Source organism: Aurantivibrio infirmus, assembly GCF_054767315.1.
In genome coordinates this window covers 512,374-530,770 of the sequence record NZ_BAAFSK010000002.1, presented here as the reverse complement: position 1 = coordinate 530,770, position 18,397 = coordinate 512,374, and the positions used below count along the sequence as shown (strand labels likewise).

Sequence of the window (18,397 nt, the reverse complement as noted above, 5' to 3'; positions counted from 1 at the left end):
AGTTTTTTTGCGGAAAATTATTGTCTTAATGTTTTTGGTCTATTGGCAAGCTAATTTCCAAACGTGTACCGTTCGGCACTTCGTCCAGGAGTTTAATTGATCCACCATAGCGACTAATGGTTGCGTTCGAAAGAAACACCCCAAGCCCCATGCCCTTTCTTTTATTGGTTACAAAGGCCTGACCAAGTTGCTGCTTTATATCTGGCGCAACACCGGGTCCGTCATCGACAATAACGATGCTTAATGTATCGGCCGTCCAAAACATTTGCACACCGACTTTGTTCACACTGGCATCGGCAGCGTTATTAAGTAAGTTTATAATTGCTTGTTCAACCGTAGAGTGGAATCGTAAGCAGCGCTCAGCATCTGTCTTTTGAATTTCCACATTGGCCACGACATCGGGTCTCAACACTTGCCAGCGCTCAATAATTCTTTTGCAGTAATTCGTTATTTTTTCTTCCGACTCATTTAAGGCCTGATCTACTTCTGCTTGTTTTACCAAATCCTTAAGAGTATGACTACACAAGTCGACTTGCTCTTGCAGCATATCTAAATCTTTTTCCAGTGCGGCGTTATCTTTGTAGTCGTGGGCCATTTCATTGAGCAAAAGTTTTATCGTTGTTAATGGGCTACCAAGCTCATGTGCGGTACCGGCAGCCAATGTCGCAACAGCGAGAACTTGCTCATCGCGTAAGTTTTCTTCTCGGTAATCATTAAGTTCTTGCTGTTGTTGCTTTAGCGCATGAGACATTCTTACAACAAAAAATGTTATCAAACTCGCACTGACAATAAAGTTAAACCACATTCCGAGAATGTGTGCGTTAATCGGCGAACCCGTCGGCATTTCATGTTCGCTTGCATGGCTCATATCCATACTCGCAAAGGGTCCGATATCTGGAATGGGGACATGGTAAAACAACAACAGGGTATAGCACGCAGCTGACAACGCCGTTAGCCAGCCTGTATAGCGCCAAGGCAAAGTGGCACTGGCGATACTCAAGGGCACCAGATAATACGAGACGAAAGGATTACTCGCGCCACCTGAAAAATAGAATAAAAAGGTAACTCCTATAATATCGAGAAGAATCTGTAAGAAAAATTCCAAAGGCTTTACAGCCCAGACTTTTTTTAATCGTAACCAAGTAGCAATATTAAACAAGAAGATTAAAAAAACGATTATGAAAAATACGAAATACGGGAGCTCAAGTTGTAGCTGAAAATACCCCACTCCCATCCCTAATACGAGAGTGAGTAGTAGCAACCAGCGAATGAGCAACAGCCATCTCAGATTCTGTTTTGGGGCAACTAAGGACGAAGCATTTGAAATCATTGGAGAAGTGTAAACTGCTAACGAGAGTTTGCCTAGTGATTGAGCAGCGATTAGATTTTAGCTATCAACAAACTCGTGGATCAAAGAAGTGGGGCCTTGACTCAATCAATATAATAGTTAGCAATTATGTCGCAAGAAAACATCAAGGCTAAAAAGTCACTTGCCGTAAGAACGCATTCTATCCGGCAAGTGCAACTCTGTTAAAACTAGCAGTAGAAATTCAATTAAACACTCAAATCAGTAAATATTTAGAAGCTGTATTAGAAACTATAACTAAGCCCGACGCGAACGCTTCGACCCGTGCCTTTTAATCTGTCACCACGCGCTATATCAGCATTCGCAACTCGATTGTAGCCATTCAAATGAACCGCGTGATTCTTATCTAAAAGATTATCCACACCGAAAACAAGTTGGAATTTTTCGCTAGCAAGCCAGCGCGCATTTACATGCAGCAAGCCATACCCAGCAGTAACTTGTTCGTTGTTGTAACTCGCCACTTTATCCTGCTCTGCAACAAGCTCTGAAGTCACACTGAAATCGAAAGTTTCATAATTCACACCCACGGTTACTGTGTGGTTCAGCGGAGCTATACGATACAAGTCGTCGTTAACATCTTCACGCTGCCCTCGGACATAACTCAGCACGCCGCGGTAATAAACTGTATCGCCAATCGCACCGTTATAACCCAAGTCTGCACCATAAAAACTGGCATCAACGTTATTAAATTGCAGTGCGTTAGCGCCACCCATCATGTTGGACACGGTGTTAATTTGTGCGGCAAAAGGTGAGTTAATCTCAGTGGTGCCCTGAATATAATCTTCTACATCACGATAAAAAACTTGAAAAGATAAATTAGTATTGGCAACGGCGTAATCCAGACCGACATTTATTTCATTCGCAACTTCACTATCAAGTTCCAAATTACCAATATAATTTCTACCATCGGCAAGCCCACCGGTTGCTTGCAGTGGTGCCCAAAGATAAAGAGCCTGGTAACTCGGCGCTTGCGTTTTGCGCGCAAAGCCGAGAGAGAAATCAGCTTGATCACTTAAAGAAATTGCCATTTTTGCAACAGCATCTAAATTGTTTTCCTCGACTATTTTATCCGCTTGATTAAAGGCCATGATGACCGGCATTAAATTCATCGCAACCATCATTGGCGCACCGGCGGCACTTGCATTGTCTGCGCTAGCTTCAAATTGATTCTGTCGAAGCCCAAGCTCCCACGAAACGCTATCGCTCACTCTAACCCACTCGGCATACAAGCCAAGAATGGAACGATTTGCATTATTGAAATTACTTAAAGAGAAAGCGGGGTTTGTCGGATCGCTAATTGTCGAATCGTAAACTGAGTCTGAATAATCAAGTCCGAAAGATATATCACCACTCGCTAATGGTCCGCTTAACTCAAGGCTGGCAGTTTTATGAGCACCTTCAGCAAAATTGAATCGATTCATAGGCATCATCATCATGCCCATCATCATTGTGGGCGCTTGTCGATGAGAGAAGTTATCCATACCATGTTCGACACGATTTGATCCCGCACCGAAGTCCACGACCCAATCATTTATATTTAGATAAGCATTCCCTTGCACAGACTTACCGTCAATAAAAATAATATCCATCGGCAGTGCGGCGGTACCGGTATCTTTTGTATTGATTCGTGTAGCATCGAGAGAAAAACCAAAGTTATCGCCTTGAAAACCATAAAAAGTATTTACGCGATTGCGACGAAAGAAAGTGTTAGGAATTTCATCATTACCTTGAAAATCGACGTCATCGCCTTCTTGGGCGCTGACAGACACACCAACTTTGTGATTTTGATTGGCGATAAAACCTAAAGCGCTGGAATGAGTTCCATCACCATTGGAGTTATAAAGTGTATTCGCTTGCAAGTGAGTTTTTATTTCCGAATCATCAGAAAAACTGCCCTGCTGACTTTGCACGTTAACGTGCCCGCCTGCGGTTTCTTGCCCAGAACTTACCGAAGCAATTCCACGGCTCACCGTTAAACTTTTTAAATTCGCTCCTGGCACCATCGATACCGGCGCATCCATCGCGTTTGGACCACTAGCATTAATAGGCATGCCATCAACAACGACATTCACTTTGTCGCCATTGGAGCCTCGATACTGTGGCAATCCCGTTAAGGGGCCATTTCGACTTATATTCGCGCCAGGCACTACTTTTAGAAATTCTCCGGTATTTGCAACTCTAATCGCATCACCTTGCAGCGTGATACGACTTTCAACCAACTGAGATTCGCCAACGATAACGATTTCGTCAATTTCTTGTTCAGCGGAACTAGCAATTGCACTAAAGCCCAAACTGGCAATCGCAACTCCGAGTGACAGCTTGCAAGGTGTTAGACGCTGGTGTTTTACCCAAGGTGTTAGACGTTGGTGTTTTACCTTAGAAATATTCATGGTGACCCTCTTTAATTAGGCCACCAATGATACGGACGCGGGTGCGCTCGAGGAATGTGACAAATTGTCGCAGTTAGGGGGTTACAGGTTAAGATTTGCAATCAAATAACAAGAAAAACCCTTCAGTAAAAAACAATTATCCATTCTTTTAGTTAATTGCGTATTTACGCAGGTAGCCTCGCAGTTGGTGATAGGTCAAACCAAGCTTCTCGGCTGTTTTTCTCTGATTAAATTGACAGGACTCATAAGCGTAGCGAATCAGTTCCGTTTCGTAATCACTGACGCGCTGCTTTAAGTCGATCGCCTCACCGGAAAGGAGAGACTTTAATTCCGAGGGCTCTTCGCCGGCCTCCTCTTCAGTCAAACCATAGCCAGTGAATTCATCTTCAATGAGAGCCTGCCGCTTTAACTTTGTGATCGCATTGTTTTCACCGCCCTCAACATCTTCACGATGGATATGTGATAGCGGCCGATAAGGCGAGTCAAATGGATCAAAAACAATCGTATCTATTTCTGCTTCAGCATCGGCTTTGTAGACGGCTCTTTCTACGACATTCTTTAATTCGCGAATGTTACCCGGCCATTCGTAGTCGACAAGCTCTGCCATAGTCTCCACGTTAAATCCCGGGAAATACTCCCGGTGCAGCTGCTTTACCATTTCAGTGGCGAAGAACTCAGCTAATAAGGGGATATCGTCTCGCCGAGCCCGCAGAGGGGGAAGTGTAATAACATCGAAGGCTAGGCGATCAAGAAGGTCACTGCGAAACTTATTCTGCTTCGCCAAAGTGGGTAGATCTCCGTTAGTCGCTGCCACCAATCGAACATCAAGCTCTAAAACCTGATTCCCACCGACGCGAATTAATTCGCCATATTCAATTAAGCGAAGGATTTTTTCCTGCACGCGAACGGATGTCGTCGCGAGCTCATCAAGAAACAAGGTGCCGCCATCTGCCCGCTCAAAATAGCCCTTATGTTGCTTGGTTGCACCGCTAAATGCGCCGACTTCATGACCAAACAATTCTGACTCCATCAAGCTTTCACTAATCGCCGCACAATTAACTTTTAAGTAGGGCTGCCCCCAACGCTCGGATAGATAGTGAACCCGCGCAGCGATCAGCTCTTTACCCGTACCTCGCTCTCCCACGATTAATACGGGTTTGGTCAATGGGGCAATTTGCGAGACTTGCTCTTGGACTTCAAGAAAGCTAGAAGACTCGCCAATCATGCGCTCGGTTCGGTCTGCGTTCATGGTGGCTATTTTTACCACATATTAGCTTTTTAAACCAACTGTTAGCCTTTAAGATCACAGAAATTATCGGTCAAATAATGTTCTTTCAATTTTTAATTCTTAAATATCAATAGGTTAAGCGTGTTTTGAAAAGTTGGCACGCCCCCTGCAATATTACAAACATGTTAGGGAATTTAACCAACTAACAGTTAAAACAGTAATCCATGCTAACGAGGTGAACCATGGGCATATTTTCAAGATTAAGCGACATCATCAACGCGAACATTAACTCTCTTTTAGATTCGGCTGAAAACCCCGAAAAAATGATTCGCCTAGTGATTCAAGAAATGGAAGAAACACTTGTAGAAGTTCGAACCAGCTCAGCCAAACTTCTTGCCGAAAAAAAGGAACTTGTCCGACGTAACGAAAGGCTCGTTAAGCAAGCAGAAGACTGGGAACGAAAAGCAGAACTTGCGCTAAGTAAAGATCGAGACGATTTAGCTAAGGCTGCACTCATTGAGCGTGAAACAGTCAATGATCTCATTGAAGTTGTTGAGCAAGATCTCACCAAACTAGGTGAAACACTGGATCGCTTAACGGAAGAAGTGGAGCAGTTACAGTTAAAACTAAACGATGCGAAAGCTCGCCAGAAAACCATTGTCATGCGCACACGAGCAACGCAAACGCGGGTAACAGTCAATTCGAAATTAAACAGTCGCTCTGTCGATGATGCGATCGGCAAAATGGAATACTTCGAGAAAAAGATCGAGCAAATGGAAGGTCAAATCGAAGCAGACAACATGGGTAAATCCAGTTTACGTGACGAATTTAACGAGCTCGAAATGCACGACAAGATCGATCAGGAGTTGCAAGCACTTAAGGATAAAGTGAAATCCCGCAAGGAACCAGCAACACCAAAAACAAGCACTAAAGCGGCAAATGAAAACACCGGCTCGGAAGAATAAGAAGTTCTTGGAAGAGTTCGCGTAAGAATAATCATAATCGATAGGGAGGGAGGGCAATGAAACCACTTGAACATTTACTACCGGCGCTGTTGTTGAGTATTTCGCTCAGTGTGCTGACTGTTCAAGCATTGGAAAATGGTTCGATAAAAGTATTCCAAACCACTATTCCACATTGCTCACTCAATCAAGATACAGGTAGTTCGCAAGCAACCGTAGTACAAATTGGCTTTAAAACCAATCGCTTCAAATGGGAAAACTGTTTAGGTCAATAGAGTCGAGTTTGATTCTGACCGAAAACACAAAAACATTTACTTTAAGCAAACTAACTTTAACTACACATACTTTTAACCAAAAAATAGAGAGGAATATCATGAAACTAATCACACCAGATCAAGAAGCAAAAATTCGTTTACGCTACGAAATTATTACTTCATGCATTCTAGCCACCGTTATTGTTGGTGTTGCCATGTACTTAACATCACCAATCTCTTACGGCTTGATAAATGGCGGAGTAATCGCCTAGAACAGGCTTGCAATGAACCGGATATCTATTGAAAATAAGCCGGTCAAACAATAACCCATAACATAAACGACACGTAAATCGGGCAAGGAGAACAACAATGAGTAGTGCTGGAATAGTCGCATTGGTCACCGTCGTAATGATATTCAGCATTCCAATTGTTGCCATTTGGGCGAGTGTTGTAAAAACACGTTACAAGGCCCTGCAAAGCAATGTGACTAATGTAGAGAGAGACCAACTCCAACGCCTTACCAATATTGCCGATTCATTAGCAGAAAGAATCGAGACTCTTGAAGCGATTCTCGATTCAGAAGTACCCGACTGGAGAGATGATCATGACAAGCAATGAGACTTTTGGAAAAAGAAAATTATGTCTCGACTCTGAGAATAAATGGATACTAGGGATTTGCGCGGGTATAGCGAAATATTTTGAGATTGAAACAACATTTGTCCGAATAGCATTTATTATCGCTCTATTTACTTTTCCTTATATCATTCCAATTTATATTGTCATGTATTTTTGCTTGACCAAAGAAAGTAAACCTTTGCGAGCCTTTGGCGAAACAATCTCAAACAACCGAGTTGGACGACATTTTCGAGAAGTAGATTACAGTAAACGCCTATACAAAAGCCGCAGTGATCGTCGTATCTCAGGTGTTTGTGGTGGTATCGCTGCCTACATTGAAACCAGCTCATTTTTAGTTCGCATGGTGTTCGTATTAGCATTACTGTCAGGTGGCCCATTTATTGTTCTAGTCTATTTCGCTCTTGCGATAATTTTGAATAGAAATCCAAATGAAGAGGACAGCCAAAGAAGCCGTCGCTATAGACGATATAGAGGTTGTGGACAACGATATAACAGTGCCGCAGATACGGCGAGAGATTATAAAGAATCAAGCTATGGCAAAAATTCATATTCTCGACGACGCAGATATCAACAAGAAACCGAACAAACTTTTGACAAAAGAGATTTAAAAGAAACTACTGGAAAATTTGATGAACTTGAGGAAAAGCTTCGTCGCCTTGAGGCCTCGATTACCTCAAAGAAATTTAAACTACATACTGAATTTAAAAATATGTAGAAGGCATATAGATAGAAAGTTGGACATATAAAAATTGTAACTATATAGGCGGGAGAATATAGATGGGAGAATTAGCACTAATTTTCGGTTTTGTAATTTGCATAATGGGCATGAAACATTACTACGCTTACAAAACGAGAATGACTGATATTGAAGGCAGGATCGACAACTCTGAAAAAATTAACATGCAAGAAGAAATGGCGAGCATCAAACATCGTCTTGTCGTCTTAGAAAAAATTGTCACCGACAAAGGCTACCAATTACACGACGAATTCGAACAACTCAAATCATAAGCGGAATATGCCATGTCAGTTAATAGCGCGGATCAACCCCTAGAATCGCTTAGAGAACAAACCATCGACCAACTGATTATGAATTATGGCCATGGGAAACTATCTCTTGAAGCCTTTGAACGACGCTTGGATCAAGCTTTAGATGCGAAACGACATGACGATCTTTCAGTATTAAGCAACGATTTAGTACTTGAAGTTGATTCCGACTACATCGCCAAGAAAAAGGAAGAACTGGGTTTTAATAGTGACGCTACTGACGATGAGGAAGTCGATTACTTAATCAGTATTTTTAGCGGCACCAAACAAGGCGGTACACAAGAGGCAGCAAAGAAATCCCGCATGATTAACTTCTTTGGTGGTGGCACTCTGGATTTCAGTGAAGCAAAATTCACCAGCGAAAGAATAGAGGTCCAGAATTTTTGCTTTTTCGGAGGTGCAGATATTATTGTTCCGGAGAATGTTAATGTCATCACTAAAGGGTTTTGTATTTTTGGCGGGATTGATAATCGTAGCTCTTCTAGCAAATCAAAAAGCACTACCATTATTATCGAAAACTTTATCTTTTTTGGCGGAGTAAAAATAAGAATAAAGCGTAATATAAAAGAAAGGTGGATGGAATTTAGCGCAACGGTTAAATCTATTTTTGGACAAAACGAATAAAAACGGCCACCCTTGGGTGGCCGCTATGCTTTAGATACCCTATGTCAACTTAGGCAAGCTAGTTCCCACAACCCAATGCCTCATATTCTTCTCGATCAAAATTTCCCATACGTAAAAAAGTTGCGCGATAAGTAGAGCACTTATTCGCTGCGCTAGAAAAGGTATCATTCATAAATTCACTTTTAATACTGTCGGCGCTTACTTCCAAATTCGACATGCGAACCCCACCGTCTTCTTCAGTATCCAAGATCATCATTTTTGCTTCACCTGGTTCATTTTGCCAGGCTTTCCACTCTGGCAAACTTCCCTCTCTACCCTTCCCGGGAGATCCTGTATAAGCGAAGTTGGCCCAGTAGGAACCCATACGACTTGACAACAAATCTCGTGATTCATTTCGCGAAGGATCATACATCGTTTCTTTCGGAATAAATCCTACGTCCCAATTGTTGAAAACAAACGCCATCTCTGTCGCGTGAGCAGCGCCGACAGCGATACTAAGGTCAGTGCCGTTGGAGCTTGCTTCTTCGTCCCAGTCAAAACGGTAGGTGTAAACATTGCCAGCTTGTAAAGGCGACATCAGCCGCGCCAAATCATCAACACCACGTAATTTCCAAGCATCTGATTGATATTTGGCGATACGAATATATTCGTCAGGATCGTCTTCCAATAAAGCCATCATCGTCGGCTCACGAAATTGATAAATTCTCAACTCATCACGGTTCGTACCCAAAATGATCGGTACTTGGTTGTATTCCCCCTTAGCCAATTGTTCTAAAGGTGGGGTTTCGAGAAATACGCTGCCGTCGGTAAATTTTTTCGGTGCAGGATAATTTCTCGTCGCTTCCGGATTATAAAGTGTTAAAAATTCTGCAGCGCTTTGGCTATAGAGTAATTCCTTTATTTCTGCGTCGGACATTGCCATCTGCATGTCTTTTGCCGTTTCTCGATCACTTGCTTTCCCGTCGCGAATTAAAATTTTGTTCACAATTTCTCGTGAGCTATGCGCATGTCCGGGCGCTTCATCGTCAACAAAGTTCGCGCCCTGCTCCATACTGGTTGTGCCAACACCACCACTTTCAACAATCGCCTTATGAAACAAATTGTTTGCCATCGGAGAAGTCACTAGGCTCATCACATTACCGGCGCCAGCCGACTCACCAAAAATAGTGACGTTATTTTTGTCACCGCCAAAAGCAGTAATATTATCTCGTACCCACTCCAAACCACTTATCGTATCAACGGTGCTCCAATTACCACTGGCTGCCGCACCACTCGCGCCCTCTTCTAGTACGGCGGGATGCAAGAACCAGCCTAGTGGCCCCAAACGATAGTTAACTGCAACCACAACAACATTTTGCGTTTCCGCTAAATTGCTCGCATCGTAATCACCCGCATAACCGCTGTTATTACCACCGCCAAAAATCCAATACATTACCGGCAATGGGTTTTCAGGTGAGGCGGTTGTGGGTGCATAAACTGAAAGATATAAACAGTCTTCATCGCCAACCACTTTGTCACCATCAAGGTCTTCTATACCTGCAGAAAGCGTTGAAACAAATTGTGGGCAAGGCTGAATCGTTTTATTTGCTTCGAAAATTCCATCCCACGGATCAATTGGCTGAGGCAGTTTCCAACGCAATTCACCCACGGGTGGTTTCGCAAAGGGAATACCTAACCAAGCATAACTACCATTTTCTTTAATGACGCCCTTTAAGTCGCCTGAAACAGTTGAGCGCACCAGAGGGTCTGTCAATTGGGATACCGGATTCGCACTTTCAATAGCAGCTGGTGATTCATCGTTAGAGCTACTACACCCGACAAGCCCCACCACCATCATTAACATAATCAAGGGTAAGCTTGTTACAGAAGGAATTTGATAATTAGAAAACAAGGACATTGTCATTTCTCCTATTGTTATGTTTTTACTTTTTGTTTTTTTCCTACCACCATCAACACGGGTTTTTTCACATTCTATTCAGCTTTAGCGCACAACTTGTCTTTCATCAGGAATCAGCCACCAAGTCGTACAGGCTGCAATAATTAAAAAACACAAAAACAAATAAAATGCGATTGTGTAAGTGCCGGTAAAATCGTAAATCAAAGCAGCGACTGGGATACCCATTAAATGCAAAGGCAACATAGTTGGTCGCGTTAATCCCATCACTTTGCCAAATTCGCCGCGACCAAACAAAGAGCTAATAATCATGGCGTGCAATGGAATAACTCCACCCATGCCAAAACCAAAAATAATCGACGCAATTGTAATAAGCCAATACTGCTCAACAAATAATAACATCGCAATACCAATCCATTGCGTGGTGATGGTAATAATAATCGCCGATTTGTTATTTGCACGCTCAGATAGAATTCCAAAAAATATTTTGCCGAATACGCCAGCAAAAGCGCCTACGGCCAAAATATTTGCCGCTTGAAAACTACTAAAACCCAAGTCCAATGTGAAGGCAACCAAATTGAACAGCGTCGCGCTCATTACGCAAAAGATCAATCCAAAGGAAATGGTTACGGCCCAAAATGATTTTAATTTCAACACATCGCGCCAAGAGATTTTGGGTACAACGGGAGGTGGCGAAGTCGATTCTGGTACGGCGATTCTGGCACGGCCATCGGGTTCTAAATTTTTATCTTCAGGCGAATCAACAACTAAAAACCAAACAATAGGCATCACAATGACAAAAGTCGCAACGCTAAATATTTCTAAACTTCCACGCCAGCCATACTGCACTATTAGCCACGTTGTAATGAAGGGCATAATCGTACCGGACAATGACACCCCCATCGTTGCGATTCCCAGCGCGGTACCACGTCGCACCACAAACCAATTCGCCACCAATTTTGCTGTTGCGAGCTGCCCCATCATGCCTGTGCCAACTGCCGTTAAACAAATTAACACGATGTAAAATTGCGTCATCGATTGAACTTGGGATAGCAGCGCAAAACCCAAAGTACTAATACAAACGCCGATCGCCATAATGCGTTTAATTGAGTATCGATCGAGTGCATTGCCCACCCAAGGGGCCAAGATAGACGCGACACCATTAACTAGTGCTATACCCATGGCGACACCGAATCGCGATCCACCACCGAGCTCTTCAGTTATCGGCAAATAGAAAACGCCATAGCTGTAAAAAAAGAAACCGACGGCAATAAAATCCACCCAAAACGCCGCAGTAACGATAGTCCAGCCGTAAAAGATTCGGGGCGATGACATGAAGATCCTAGATTGCTGAATAAAATGGAGAGGTGAAAAGGTGGCAAATTATACAAGAATTAGTCCATTTTCGTATGCTTTTATTCTTATATGCTTAACTTGCGCTTGCTTACTTCACCAATAAAAAAGTCGATGGTAAAAGCAATATAGTCCTGCCCTACCATCGACTTGAATTAACCAATAATTAGTAGCCTTCGCTAAACTACGATTTTCGCCCAATTACCACGTTGCCAAATAATCACAAACAACGCCGTTTGCAAAATATAGAACGCAAGCATAATTAAAAATATCGCGATAAGGCCTTGTTCAAAATAAACCCCTATCAACCAGTACAAAGGTAAACGCATCAACCATTGATTGCTAAAAGTGATTTTGAACACCACACCCACGGCACCAGCGCCTACCAAACCCATCGACAACACACGTCCGAAGCTTTCAACCCAAATAGAAACCAACATGATACGCAAGGGCAACACCGCTAACTCGACGGTCTGAGAATCGGCCATAAATACATCGAGTATTGGTCGTGCATAAATACAAGATACAAGACAGAGTAAACCCAGAATCCCACTCGCCACCGTTGATATTTCCCAACCCCAGCGTTTCGCATCAGCAACCGCTTTACGCCCCAACGCACCACTTACTAGAGAAGTAGAGGTAACCCCCAAACCAATCGCGATCATTAAGGAGGTCATCATAATGGTGGCGATAACTTGAAACGCTGCGAGCTCTTTGGTGCCCAAAGTCGCAACAATTCTCACAAACACCAACATGCCTACTGCGAATAAAAATTGCTGCACGCTCATTGGGATAGATATGGTAAGCAAGCCTTTCAATTGTGATTTATCAGGCATCCCTTGCAATATGTGACCACGACCTAATACACGGTAAGCAATACAACAATGCACCAATACACCCACAATATTCGCAAGCGTTGTCCCGAGTCCGGCACCGGTAATTTCCAAACGTGGAAAACCAAAATTACCGAATATCAAAACGTAGTTGAATCCTGCGTTACAAAGAAGTTGGATTAACACGACGATTAATCCATAAATGGGTTTACCAATGCCGAGCCAATATCCACCAAACGCCATTGCTAGACCACCGAAAAATATTGCCGGCAGTACTGCAAATAAATAATCACGCCCGCCAGCGACAACTACTGGGTCGGGAGTCATTAATACGGATAACAAAGGTAATAATAAATAACTTAAGGGTAACAATACCAAAGCAATCATCCCGGCCAACACCATTCCCGAAGTCAAGGTCATCGACAATCCTTCGGTACGCCCTTCTCCGATTCGCCTTGATACAACAGTTTGTACTGCGGCGCTCACTCCCATTAATAACGAAAAAACCATGAAGAATTGATTTCCACCCACGCTCATCGAAGCCAAGGCGCTATCGCCCAACTGCCCGATCATTCCCGTATCAATCGCACCCATTAGATTTTGCGTCAACATCGCTGCCAACACTGGCAATGCGATAACAAAAATTGTTTTAAGTCTCGCTGCACTTAAAAAACCAGCAACAGTGTTTTGCGATTCTCCTGAAATATCGTCGGAAGAATTTTTAGCAACCTCACTCATAATCGACCCCTTGAAAAAAGTTTTGTAAAAACACTTGCAATTGTTTTTGACGGTGTTAAAGTTACTGCACTCCTCGGAATTCACCCGGGGATTTTTTTTGCCCTCCTCCTTCTAAAAACCGCCCATTTACGCATATTGCAAAGTTCAAGTCGAGGAGAAATTTGTTTTTCTACTCGAAGACGATATGAATCATGCGTAGAAACAATTATTTATTTCGTGTTCACCAAAAAATATTACAAGACTTTGATTTACGTTTTGTGAATTAGTGCTTTAACTGATTCGGTCAAATCACGTTATTCTCATTTACTAATAATAAAAATATTCCGAGCAATGGTTTTATGAAAATTCCGAAGCGTCTTAAACCACTTATTGAAGAAGGCTTAGTTGACGATGTCATCAGCCAACTCATGAGCGGCAAAGAAGCCGATGTGTTTATTGTCAGATGCGGTGGCGAAACGCGTTGTGCAAAAGTATACAAGGACGCGGTCACACGCAGCTTTAAAAAAGCCGTTTTGTACCACGAAGGGCGTAAAACTCGCGGTGGCCGCAGTGCTCGCGCAATGACAAAACGTTCACGCTACGGTCGCGAGCAACAGGAAGATGTTTGGCAAAATGCGGAAGTCGATGCGCTATCACGTTTAGCCAATGCGGGCGTTCGCGTTCCCACAACTTATGGCTGTGTCGATGGCGTCCTGCTAATGGAATTAATCCAAGATGAAGAAGGTTATGCCGCACCGCGTTTAAATGATGTCATTCTAACAATTGATCAAGCACTTGAAGATCATGCAGTGATGATGGAATACGTAAAAATGATGTTGTGCGCGGGAATTATTCATGGTGATTTATCTGAATTTAATGTTTTACTTGATGAATATGGTCCAGTGATTATCGATTTACCTCAGGCAGTTAATGCCTCCGCCAATAACAATGCGCAATCAATGTTAGCGAGAGACATTAACAACATGAAAGATTTTTACTCGAAGTTTGCCCCAGAATTAAAGGCCACTCGCTATGCAGAAGAAATGTGGTCTTTATATGAGGAAGGAAAATTGAGACCCGAGACTCAACTAACGGGGCTTTTTACCGACAGCGAAATACTCGCCGATGTCGATGCAGTAGTGGAAGAGATAAAAGCCGTCGAGAAGGAAGAAGAGGAACGCAAAGGTAGAGAGGAATAAATGGAACTGTTGGCTTAATTGATAGCTTTGGGCTGCAAAAATTATTGTAAGTAAAAAGGCCACAGCTAAAAGCGTGGCCTTTTTATTTTTGAGGTTCTATTAGTAAACCCCGAGATTAGCAAGTCGTGCGCGATGAATCGAAACAACTTTGGGTTGTTTCGACCCTTCGGGGGGTAACTCGCAACTTCCTGTTGCTCGGCCTCTGGCCAGCAAGCTGTTCAAATCTGCTCCTGCAGATTTGTCGACTGTCGCTCGTTGCTAACTGTTGCACAGTTAGTCGAACGGGTGCGTTCTTTCGGCGATTCTCTATTGAGGAGATGGCCATACAAAAAAAGGCCACTCCCAAAAGAGTGGCCTTTTTATTTTTGAGGTTCTATTAGTAAACTACCGGGGTTAACGTGCGGTGCGCGATGAATCGAAACAACTTTGGGTTGTTTCGACCCTACGGGGGTTAACTCACAACATCCTGTTGTTCGGCCTTCGGCCAGCAAGCTGTTCAAATCTGCTCCTGCAGATTTGTCGACTGTCGCTCGTTGCTAACTGTTGCACAGTTAGTCGAACGGGTGCGTTCTTTCGGCATGAACCGCCATACAAAAAAAGGCCACTCCCAAAAGAGTGGCCTTTTTTTGTATGGTGGGTCGTGCGCGATTCGAACGCGCGACCAATTGGTTAAAAGCCAACTGCTCTACCGGCTGAGCTAACGACCCATATTTTGTATCTGCGGGCTGACTAATTAGCTCACGCAAAGGAGCGCATATGTTAATGATTTAGGCTTAAAAAACAAGGGCTTTTGTAATTTAATTATTGGCTTGCAGATCAGGCGCTTAGCTTGCTTTGCAAGGGCTTACCAACCCGGTAAGCCGCCGTTTTCTAGGCTTGGTAGCGGGTTGGGTCGACGATGCCAGCTTCAGAGAAACCCGTTTTACGCAATCTACAGCTATCACACTTGCCGCAGGCTTGGCCTTGCGGATTGGCTTGGTAGCAGGACACAGTCATTGCGTAATCAACATTGAGCTCAGTGCCTCGCTTGATGATGTCGGCTTTACTGAGATCGATTAGCGGGGTTTGAATTCTGAGCGTCGATCCTTCGACGGCTGACCGAGTTGCAAGATTGGCCATTGTTTCGTAGGCCTTGATGTAATCAGCTCTGCAATCGGGATAGCCTGAATAATCGACAGCATTGACGCCGATAAATATATCGCCTGCTCCAAGAACCTCGGCCCAGCCTAGAGCAATGGAGAGGAATACGGTATTGCGAGCGGGTACGTAAGTCACCGGGATACCTGGCGTTTCATGCTCCGGCACATCGATACGTTCATCAGTCAGCGCTGAACCACCAATACTGCCTAAATCGAGGCGGACAACTTTATGTTCTGCGGCACCCAATAACTGACTGAGTTTGGCCGCTGCATCTAATTCCGCGCGATGCCTTTGCCCGTAGTCGAAGGCTAGACTGTAGCATTCGTAGCATTTGCTCTTGGCGATAGCGAGCAATGTCGTTGAGTCCAGGCCACCCGAGGTGAGAATAACGGCTTTTTTTGTAGTCATGTTGAAAATGGTCTTACTTACTTTTTATTTAACAATCAAAACTTAAAAGTTTACTGATTTAGAATACTGAGAGCATCTCAATAAACGCTAATGTCCAGGCTTATCGCCCCATAAGAGTTTGTGCTGCTGAAGCTGAAAGCGGACCGACAAATTATCTTCGATAATCCATTCTGCCAATTTTTTCGCCTCTAACTGTTCAAAACTCGGAGAAAACAACACTTCATCAACCTTTTCAGGCAAATCAAATTCAGCCAATTTAAATCGAGACCATTCGTAATCTTCGCGATCACAGATAACAAATTTAACCTGATCGTGGCGATTCAGGTGAGCTAGGTTGCGATATAAGTTTTTAGACACTTCGCCAGAACCCGGCGTTTTCAGATCTACGACTCGACTTACCCGGCTATCGACATTCTCAATCGGCATTGCCCCGCTGGTTTCCAGAGAAACGTTATATCCTTCGTCACACAACGCAACCAACAAAGGCAAACAATCTGGCTGCGCCAAAGGTTCTCCCCCAGTAACACAAATGTAGCGAGGATTAAATTTTTTAACTGCAAGTAATATTTCTTCAATGGTTTTTTGCTCACCACCGTGAAATGCGTATTCTGTGTCGCAATACTGACAGCGTAAGGGACAACCCGTTAAGCGCACAAAAACCGTCGGCAAACCCACTGTACGCGCTTCACCTTGGAGAGAATAAAAGATCTCGTTGATTCGTAAACTATGGTTTTGCATCGCTAAACGTTTGGAATTCTTTTCTGAGAATGAATGACGGTGTAGGGAAGTTTATACGAAAAATACTGAGGACTAAAATTCGGAATCTTGAAAACACAAAAACACGAGCTGCTACAAATAACCCGCGTTTTTTAGCAATTTAAGGGCAATTTTGGCTAACTAGGGAAAATTCTCATTCAGGAATATTTCTGCCAAGCTCGCAGAATCACTACCGCTTTTACTCACCTCGATCATCAAAATTTTCGCTTGAGCTTTGTCGCCCATATCAAAATATATCTTACCAAGCTTATATTTTCCGTCGGGCGTCTTGGAATGATTTGGAAATTTTGTTACCAAATCACTAAACCACTGTCGCGCTTGCTGAGGCTTGCCATCAACCACATACAACTCGCCAAGCCAATAATGCGCGTTCGCGGCATACTGGCCATTAGGGTAAGCAACGAGTAAATCATTCAAGGCCGCTATCGCGTTTTTATAATCCTTCTTATTAAGGGCCATATCCAAGGCTTGCTCGTAACTCACTCGCTCATTTTCGTTGTATTGAGGTGCAGCTTGAGAAGAATTTGGAGCGCCATTACGCGAAGAACTCGACACGGTGTTATTCGATGAAGAACTTATGCCGCCTGCTTGTCCGCCTGAACCAGTATCGGAATTTAGCGTTGGCGCGCCACCACTGAGACGTCGATCTAGATCGATATAGTCGTCAAGATGCTGCTGCTTAAGTTTATTGAGTGTGTAACCCTGCTCCTCAACCAAACCCCGCAACATTTGCACCTCTTGCTGTAGTTGTTGAACTTGAAAGTACAACTCCGCAAGTGCGTTCGCGTCGGGCTGAGTATTTCCGGCAGAATTACCAGTATTTTGGACCACGCTGACCGGAGATCGAGATTGGCCAATAGCGCGGATCGTAGGAGAGGACTCCACCACTTCAACTTGCGCGTTGAGAGCGGACGGCTGAATGACAAACACCGCTGCCAGCATGGCAGCGGTGAAGGTTTTACTTCTAATCATTGTAAAGCTACTTGATTACGACTGAATTTTATTTGAGTTCAACGCGACGGTTCTGAGCCCAAGCATTTTCGCCACTACCTAAAGCCGCTGGACGCTCTTCGCCGTAGCTAACTGTTTCGATGCGTGAACGATCAATTCCTTGCAAAACCAAGAAATCTCGCACGGCATTCGCACGACGCTCACCCAAAGCAATGTTGTATTCGCGAGAACCGCGCTCATCAGCATGACCTTCAAGGCGAATACCTTGCGAGTTGTTGCGGTAGAATTGAGCGTGTCCAGTCAAAGCAGCCCGGCTCTCTGGCTTGATAATTGACTGATCGAAATCGAAGTAGAAAACAGTTGCTAAGTCTGGGGCTTCCATCTCTTCACTGCTTAAACCATTATCATTGCCGCTTCCAACTGTTACAGGCTCTTCAACAGTTGTGTCGACAACAGGCTCATCGACTGTATCGCTGCTGCTGCAGCCCGCAACCAAAGCTAGAACACAAGCCAAAGCCAATAGTTGTTTTAAAGAATTAGTAACCATCTTTCACTCCCAATTGTTGTTAGATGTAGAACGTAGTTATACAAATGAAATTGTTGTTTTTGAACTCTTCGTTT

18 protein-coding genes and 1 tRNA gene are annotated in these 18,397 nt (G+C 43.6%); 8 read left to right on the top strand and 11 right to left on the bottom strand.

Going from position 1 to position 18,397, the window contains the following annotated elements; genetic code table 11:
• Positions 1-25: 25 nt before the first annotated feature.
• From ACYUCY_RS06070 to pspF, 3 genes are all read right to left on the bottom strand, one after another.
• The gene (locus ACYUCY_RS06070) at positions 26-1,330 is read right to left on the bottom strand and encodes a sensor histidine kinase (RefSeq protein WP_460225561.1); all 1,305 of its coding nucleotides are present in this window, start codon (positions 1,328-1,330) and stop codon (positions 26-28) included.
• Between the two features lie 260 nt (positions 1,331-1,590).
• Entirely contained in the window at positions 1,591-3,756 is a 2,166-nt protein-coding gene (locus tag ACYUCY_RS06065) for a TonB-dependent receptor plug domain-containing protein (protein WP_460225560.1), read from the bottom strand.
• A gap of 148 nt (positions 3,757-3,904) precedes the next feature.
• Positions 3,905-5,005, bottom strand: a complete 1,101-nt coding sequence (gene pspF, locus ACYUCY_RS06060) for a phage shock protein operon transcriptional activator (protein WP_460225559.1) — start codon at positions 5,003-5,005, stop codon at positions 3,905-3,907.
• 221 nt (positions 5,006-5,226) lie between these two features.
• Between pspF and pspA the strand changes: the two genes are divergently transcribed.
• From pspA to ACYUCY_RS06025, 7 genes are all read left to right on the top strand, one after another.
• Positions 5,227-5,949 carry a phage shock protein PspA gene (pspA, locus tag ACYUCY_RS06055; RefSeq protein ID WP_460225558.1) on the top strand — a complete coding sequence of 241 codons (723 nt, stop codon included), beginning with the start codon at positions 5,227-5,229 and terminating at the stop codon, positions 5,947-5,949.
• Between the two features lie 56 nt (positions 5,950-6,005).
• The gene (locus ACYUCY_RS06050) at positions 6,006-6,221 is read left to right on the top strand and encodes a hypothetical protein (protein WP_460225557.1); all 216 of its coding nucleotides are present in this window, start codon (positions 6,006-6,008) and stop codon (positions 6,219-6,221) included.
• 98 nt (positions 6,222-6,319) lie between these two features.
• Positions 6,320-6,472, top strand: coding sequence for a hypothetical protein (locus ACYUCY_RS06045; protein WP_460225556.1), 153 nt, complete (start codon positions 6,320-6,322; stop codon positions 6,470-6,472).
• A 97-nt stretch (positions 6,473-6,569) separates the two neighbouring features.
• Complete coding sequence (locus ACYUCY_RS06040; protein ID WP_460225555.1) at positions 6,570-6,818, top strand: hypothetical protein; 249 nt, start codon at positions 6,570-6,572, stop codon at positions 6,816-6,818.
• Entirely contained in the window at positions 6,805-7,551 is a 747-nt protein-coding gene (locus tag ACYUCY_RS06035) for a PspC domain-containing protein (protein ID WP_460225554.1), read from the top strand. The genes ACYUCY_RS06040 and ACYUCY_RS06035 overlap by 14 nt, the downstream gene beginning before the upstream one ends.
• 62 nt (positions 7,552-7,613) lie before the next feature.
• A complete protein-coding gene (locus ACYUCY_RS06030) occupies positions 7,614-7,844 on the top strand; it encodes a hypothetical protein (RefSeq protein ID WP_460225553.1) in 231 nt (76 codons plus the stop codon).
• Between the two features lie 12 nt (positions 7,845-7,856).
• Positions 7,857-8,504 (top strand): DUF1707 SHOCT-like domain-containing protein, encoded by a 648-nt coding sequence (locus tag ACYUCY_RS06025; RefSeq protein ID WP_460225552.1) that lies wholly within the window; start codon positions 7,857-7,859, stop codon positions 8,502-8,504.
• A gap of 58 nt (positions 8,505-8,562) precedes the next feature.
• Here the strand turns inward: ACYUCY_RS06025 and ACYUCY_RS06020 are convergent, their stop codons facing one another.
• The 3 genes from ACYUCY_RS06020 to ACYUCY_RS06010 form a co-directional block, all read right to left on the bottom strand.
• A complete protein-coding gene (locus ACYUCY_RS06020) occupies positions 8,563-10,401 on the bottom strand; it encodes a carboxylesterase/lipase family protein (protein ID WP_460225551.1) in 1,839 nt (612 codons plus the stop codon).
• Between the two features lie 84 nt (positions 10,402-10,485).
• Positions 10,486-11,733, bottom strand: a complete 1,248-nt coding sequence (locus tag ACYUCY_RS06015) for an MFS transporter (RefSeq protein ID WP_460225550.1) — start codon at positions 11,731-11,733, stop codon at positions 10,486-10,488.
• 197 nt (positions 11,734-11,930) lie between these two features.
• On the bottom strand, positions 11,931-13,322 hold the full coding sequence (locus ACYUCY_RS06010) for an MATE family efflux transporter (RefSeq protein ID WP_460225549.1): 1,392 nt from the start codon (positions 13,320-13,322) through the stop codon (positions 11,931-11,933).
• Between the two features lie 338 nt (positions 13,323-13,660).
• Between ACYUCY_RS06010 and ACYUCY_RS06005 the strand changes: the two genes are divergently transcribed.
• Entirely contained in the window at positions 13,661-14,500 is an 840-nt protein-coding gene (locus ACYUCY_RS06005) for a PA4780 family RIO1-like protein kinase (protein WP_460225548.1), read from the top strand.
• A gap of 631 nt (positions 14,501-15,131) precedes the next feature.
• Here the strand turns inward: ACYUCY_RS06005 and ACYUCY_RS06000 are convergent.
• The 5 genes from ACYUCY_RS06000 to pal all read right to left on the bottom strand — a co-directional run bounded on the left by ACYUCY_RS06000 (position 15,132) and on the right by pal (position 18,323).
• Positions 15,132-15,207 (bottom strand) — tRNA-Lys (locus ACYUCY_RS06000).
• Positions 15,208-15,370: 163 nt separating this feature from the next.
• Positions 15,371-16,048 (bottom strand): 7-cyano-7-deazaguanine synthase QueC, encoded by a 678-nt coding sequence (queC, locus tag ACYUCY_RS05995; RefSeq protein WP_460225547.1) that lies wholly within the window; start codon positions 16,046-16,048, stop codon positions 15,371-15,373.
• Positions 16,049-16,135: 87 nt separating this feature from the next.
• Complete coding sequence (gene queE, locus ACYUCY_RS05990) at positions 16,136-16,786, bottom strand: 7-carboxy-7-deazaguanine synthase QueE (protein WP_460225546.1); 651 nt, start codon at positions 16,784-16,786, stop codon at positions 16,136-16,138.
• A gap of 159 nt (positions 16,787-16,945) precedes the next feature.
• On the bottom strand, positions 16,946-17,797 hold the full coding sequence (gene ybgF / locus ACYUCY_RS05985; RefSeq protein WP_460225545.1) for a tol-pal system protein YbgF: 852 nt from the start codon (positions 17,795-17,797) through the stop codon (positions 16,946-16,948).
• Positions 17,798-17,825: 28 nt separating this feature from the next.
• Positions 17,826-18,323 (bottom strand): peptidoglycan-associated lipoprotein Pal, encoded by a 498-nt coding sequence (gene pal, locus ACYUCY_RS05980; RefSeq protein WP_460225544.1) that lies wholly within the window; start codon positions 18,321-18,323, stop codon positions 17,826-17,828.
• Positions 18,324-18,397: the final 74 nt, after the last annotated feature.

Bases quoted from the DNA above. Each gene is read 5' to 3' on its own strand.
- ACYUCY_RS06035 (WP_460225554.1), top strand. From the start codon at position 6,805: ATGACAAGCAATGAGACTTTTGGAAAAAGAAAATTATGTCTCGACTCT.
- ACYUCY_RS06045 (WP_460225556.1), top strand. From the start codon at position 6,320: ATGAAACTAATCACACCAGATCAAGAAGCAAAAATTCGTTTACGCTAC.
- pspF (WP_460225559.1), bottom strand. From the start codon at position 5,005: ATGAACGCAGACCGAACCGAGCGCATGATTGGCGAGTCTTCTAGCTTT.
- queE (WP_460225546.1), bottom strand. From the start codon at position 16,786: ATGCAAAACCATAGTTTACGAATCAACGAGATCTTTTATTCTCTCCAA.
- ACYUCY_RS06050 (WP_460225557.1), top strand. From the start codon at position 6,006: ATGAAACCACTTGAACATTTACTACCGGCGCTGTTGTTGAGTATTTCG.
- ACYUCY_RS06015 (WP_460225550.1), bottom strand. From the start codon at position 11,733: ATGTCATCGCCCCGAATCTTTTACGGCTGGACTATCGTTACTGCGGCG.
- queC (WP_460225547.1), bottom strand. From the start codon at position 16,048: ATGACTACAAAAAAAGCCGTTATTCTCACCTCGGGTGGCCTGGACTCA.
- pal (WP_460225544.1), bottom strand. From the start codon at position 18,323: ATGGTTACTAATTCTTTAAAACAACTATTGGCTTTGGCTTGTGTTCTA.
- ACYUCY_RS06020 (WP_460225551.1), bottom strand. From the start codon at position 10,401: ATGTCCTTGTTTTCTAATTATCAAATTCCTTCTGTAACAAGCTTACCC.
- pspA (WP_460225558.1), top strand. From the start codon at position 5,227: ATGGGCATATTTTCAAGATTAAGCGACATCATCAACGCGAACATTAAC.
- ybgF (WP_460225545.1), bottom strand. From the start codon at position 17,797: ATGATTAGAAGTAAAACCTTCACCGCTGCCATGCTGGCAGCGGTGTTT.
- ACYUCY_RS06025 (WP_460225552.1), top strand. From the start codon at position 7,857: ATGTCAGTTAATAGCGCGGATCAACCCCTAGAATCGCTTAGAGAACAA.
- ACYUCY_RS06040 (WP_460225555.1), top strand. From the start codon at position 6,570: ATGAGTAGTGCTGGAATAGTCGCATTGGTCACCGTCGTAATGATATTC.
- ACYUCY_RS06030 (WP_460225553.1), top strand. From the start codon at position 7,614: ATGGGAGAATTAGCACTAATTTTCGGTTTTGTAATTTGCATAATGGGC.
- ACYUCY_RS06005 (WP_460225548.1), top strand. From the start codon at position 13,661: ATGAAAATTCCGAAGCGTCTTAAACCACTTATTGAAGAAGGCTTAGTT.
- ACYUCY_RS06010 (WP_460225549.1), bottom strand. From the start codon at position 13,322: ATGAGTGAGGTTGCTAAAAATTCTTCCGACGATATTTCAGGAGAATCG.
- ACYUCY_RS06065 (WP_460225560.1), bottom strand. From the start codon at position 3,756: ATGAATATTTCTAAGGTAAAACACCAACGTCTAACACCTTGGGTAAAA.
- ACYUCY_RS06070 (WP_460225561.1), bottom strand. From the start codon at position 1,330: ATGATTTCAAATGCTTCGTCCTTAGTTGCCCCAAAACAGAATCTGAGA.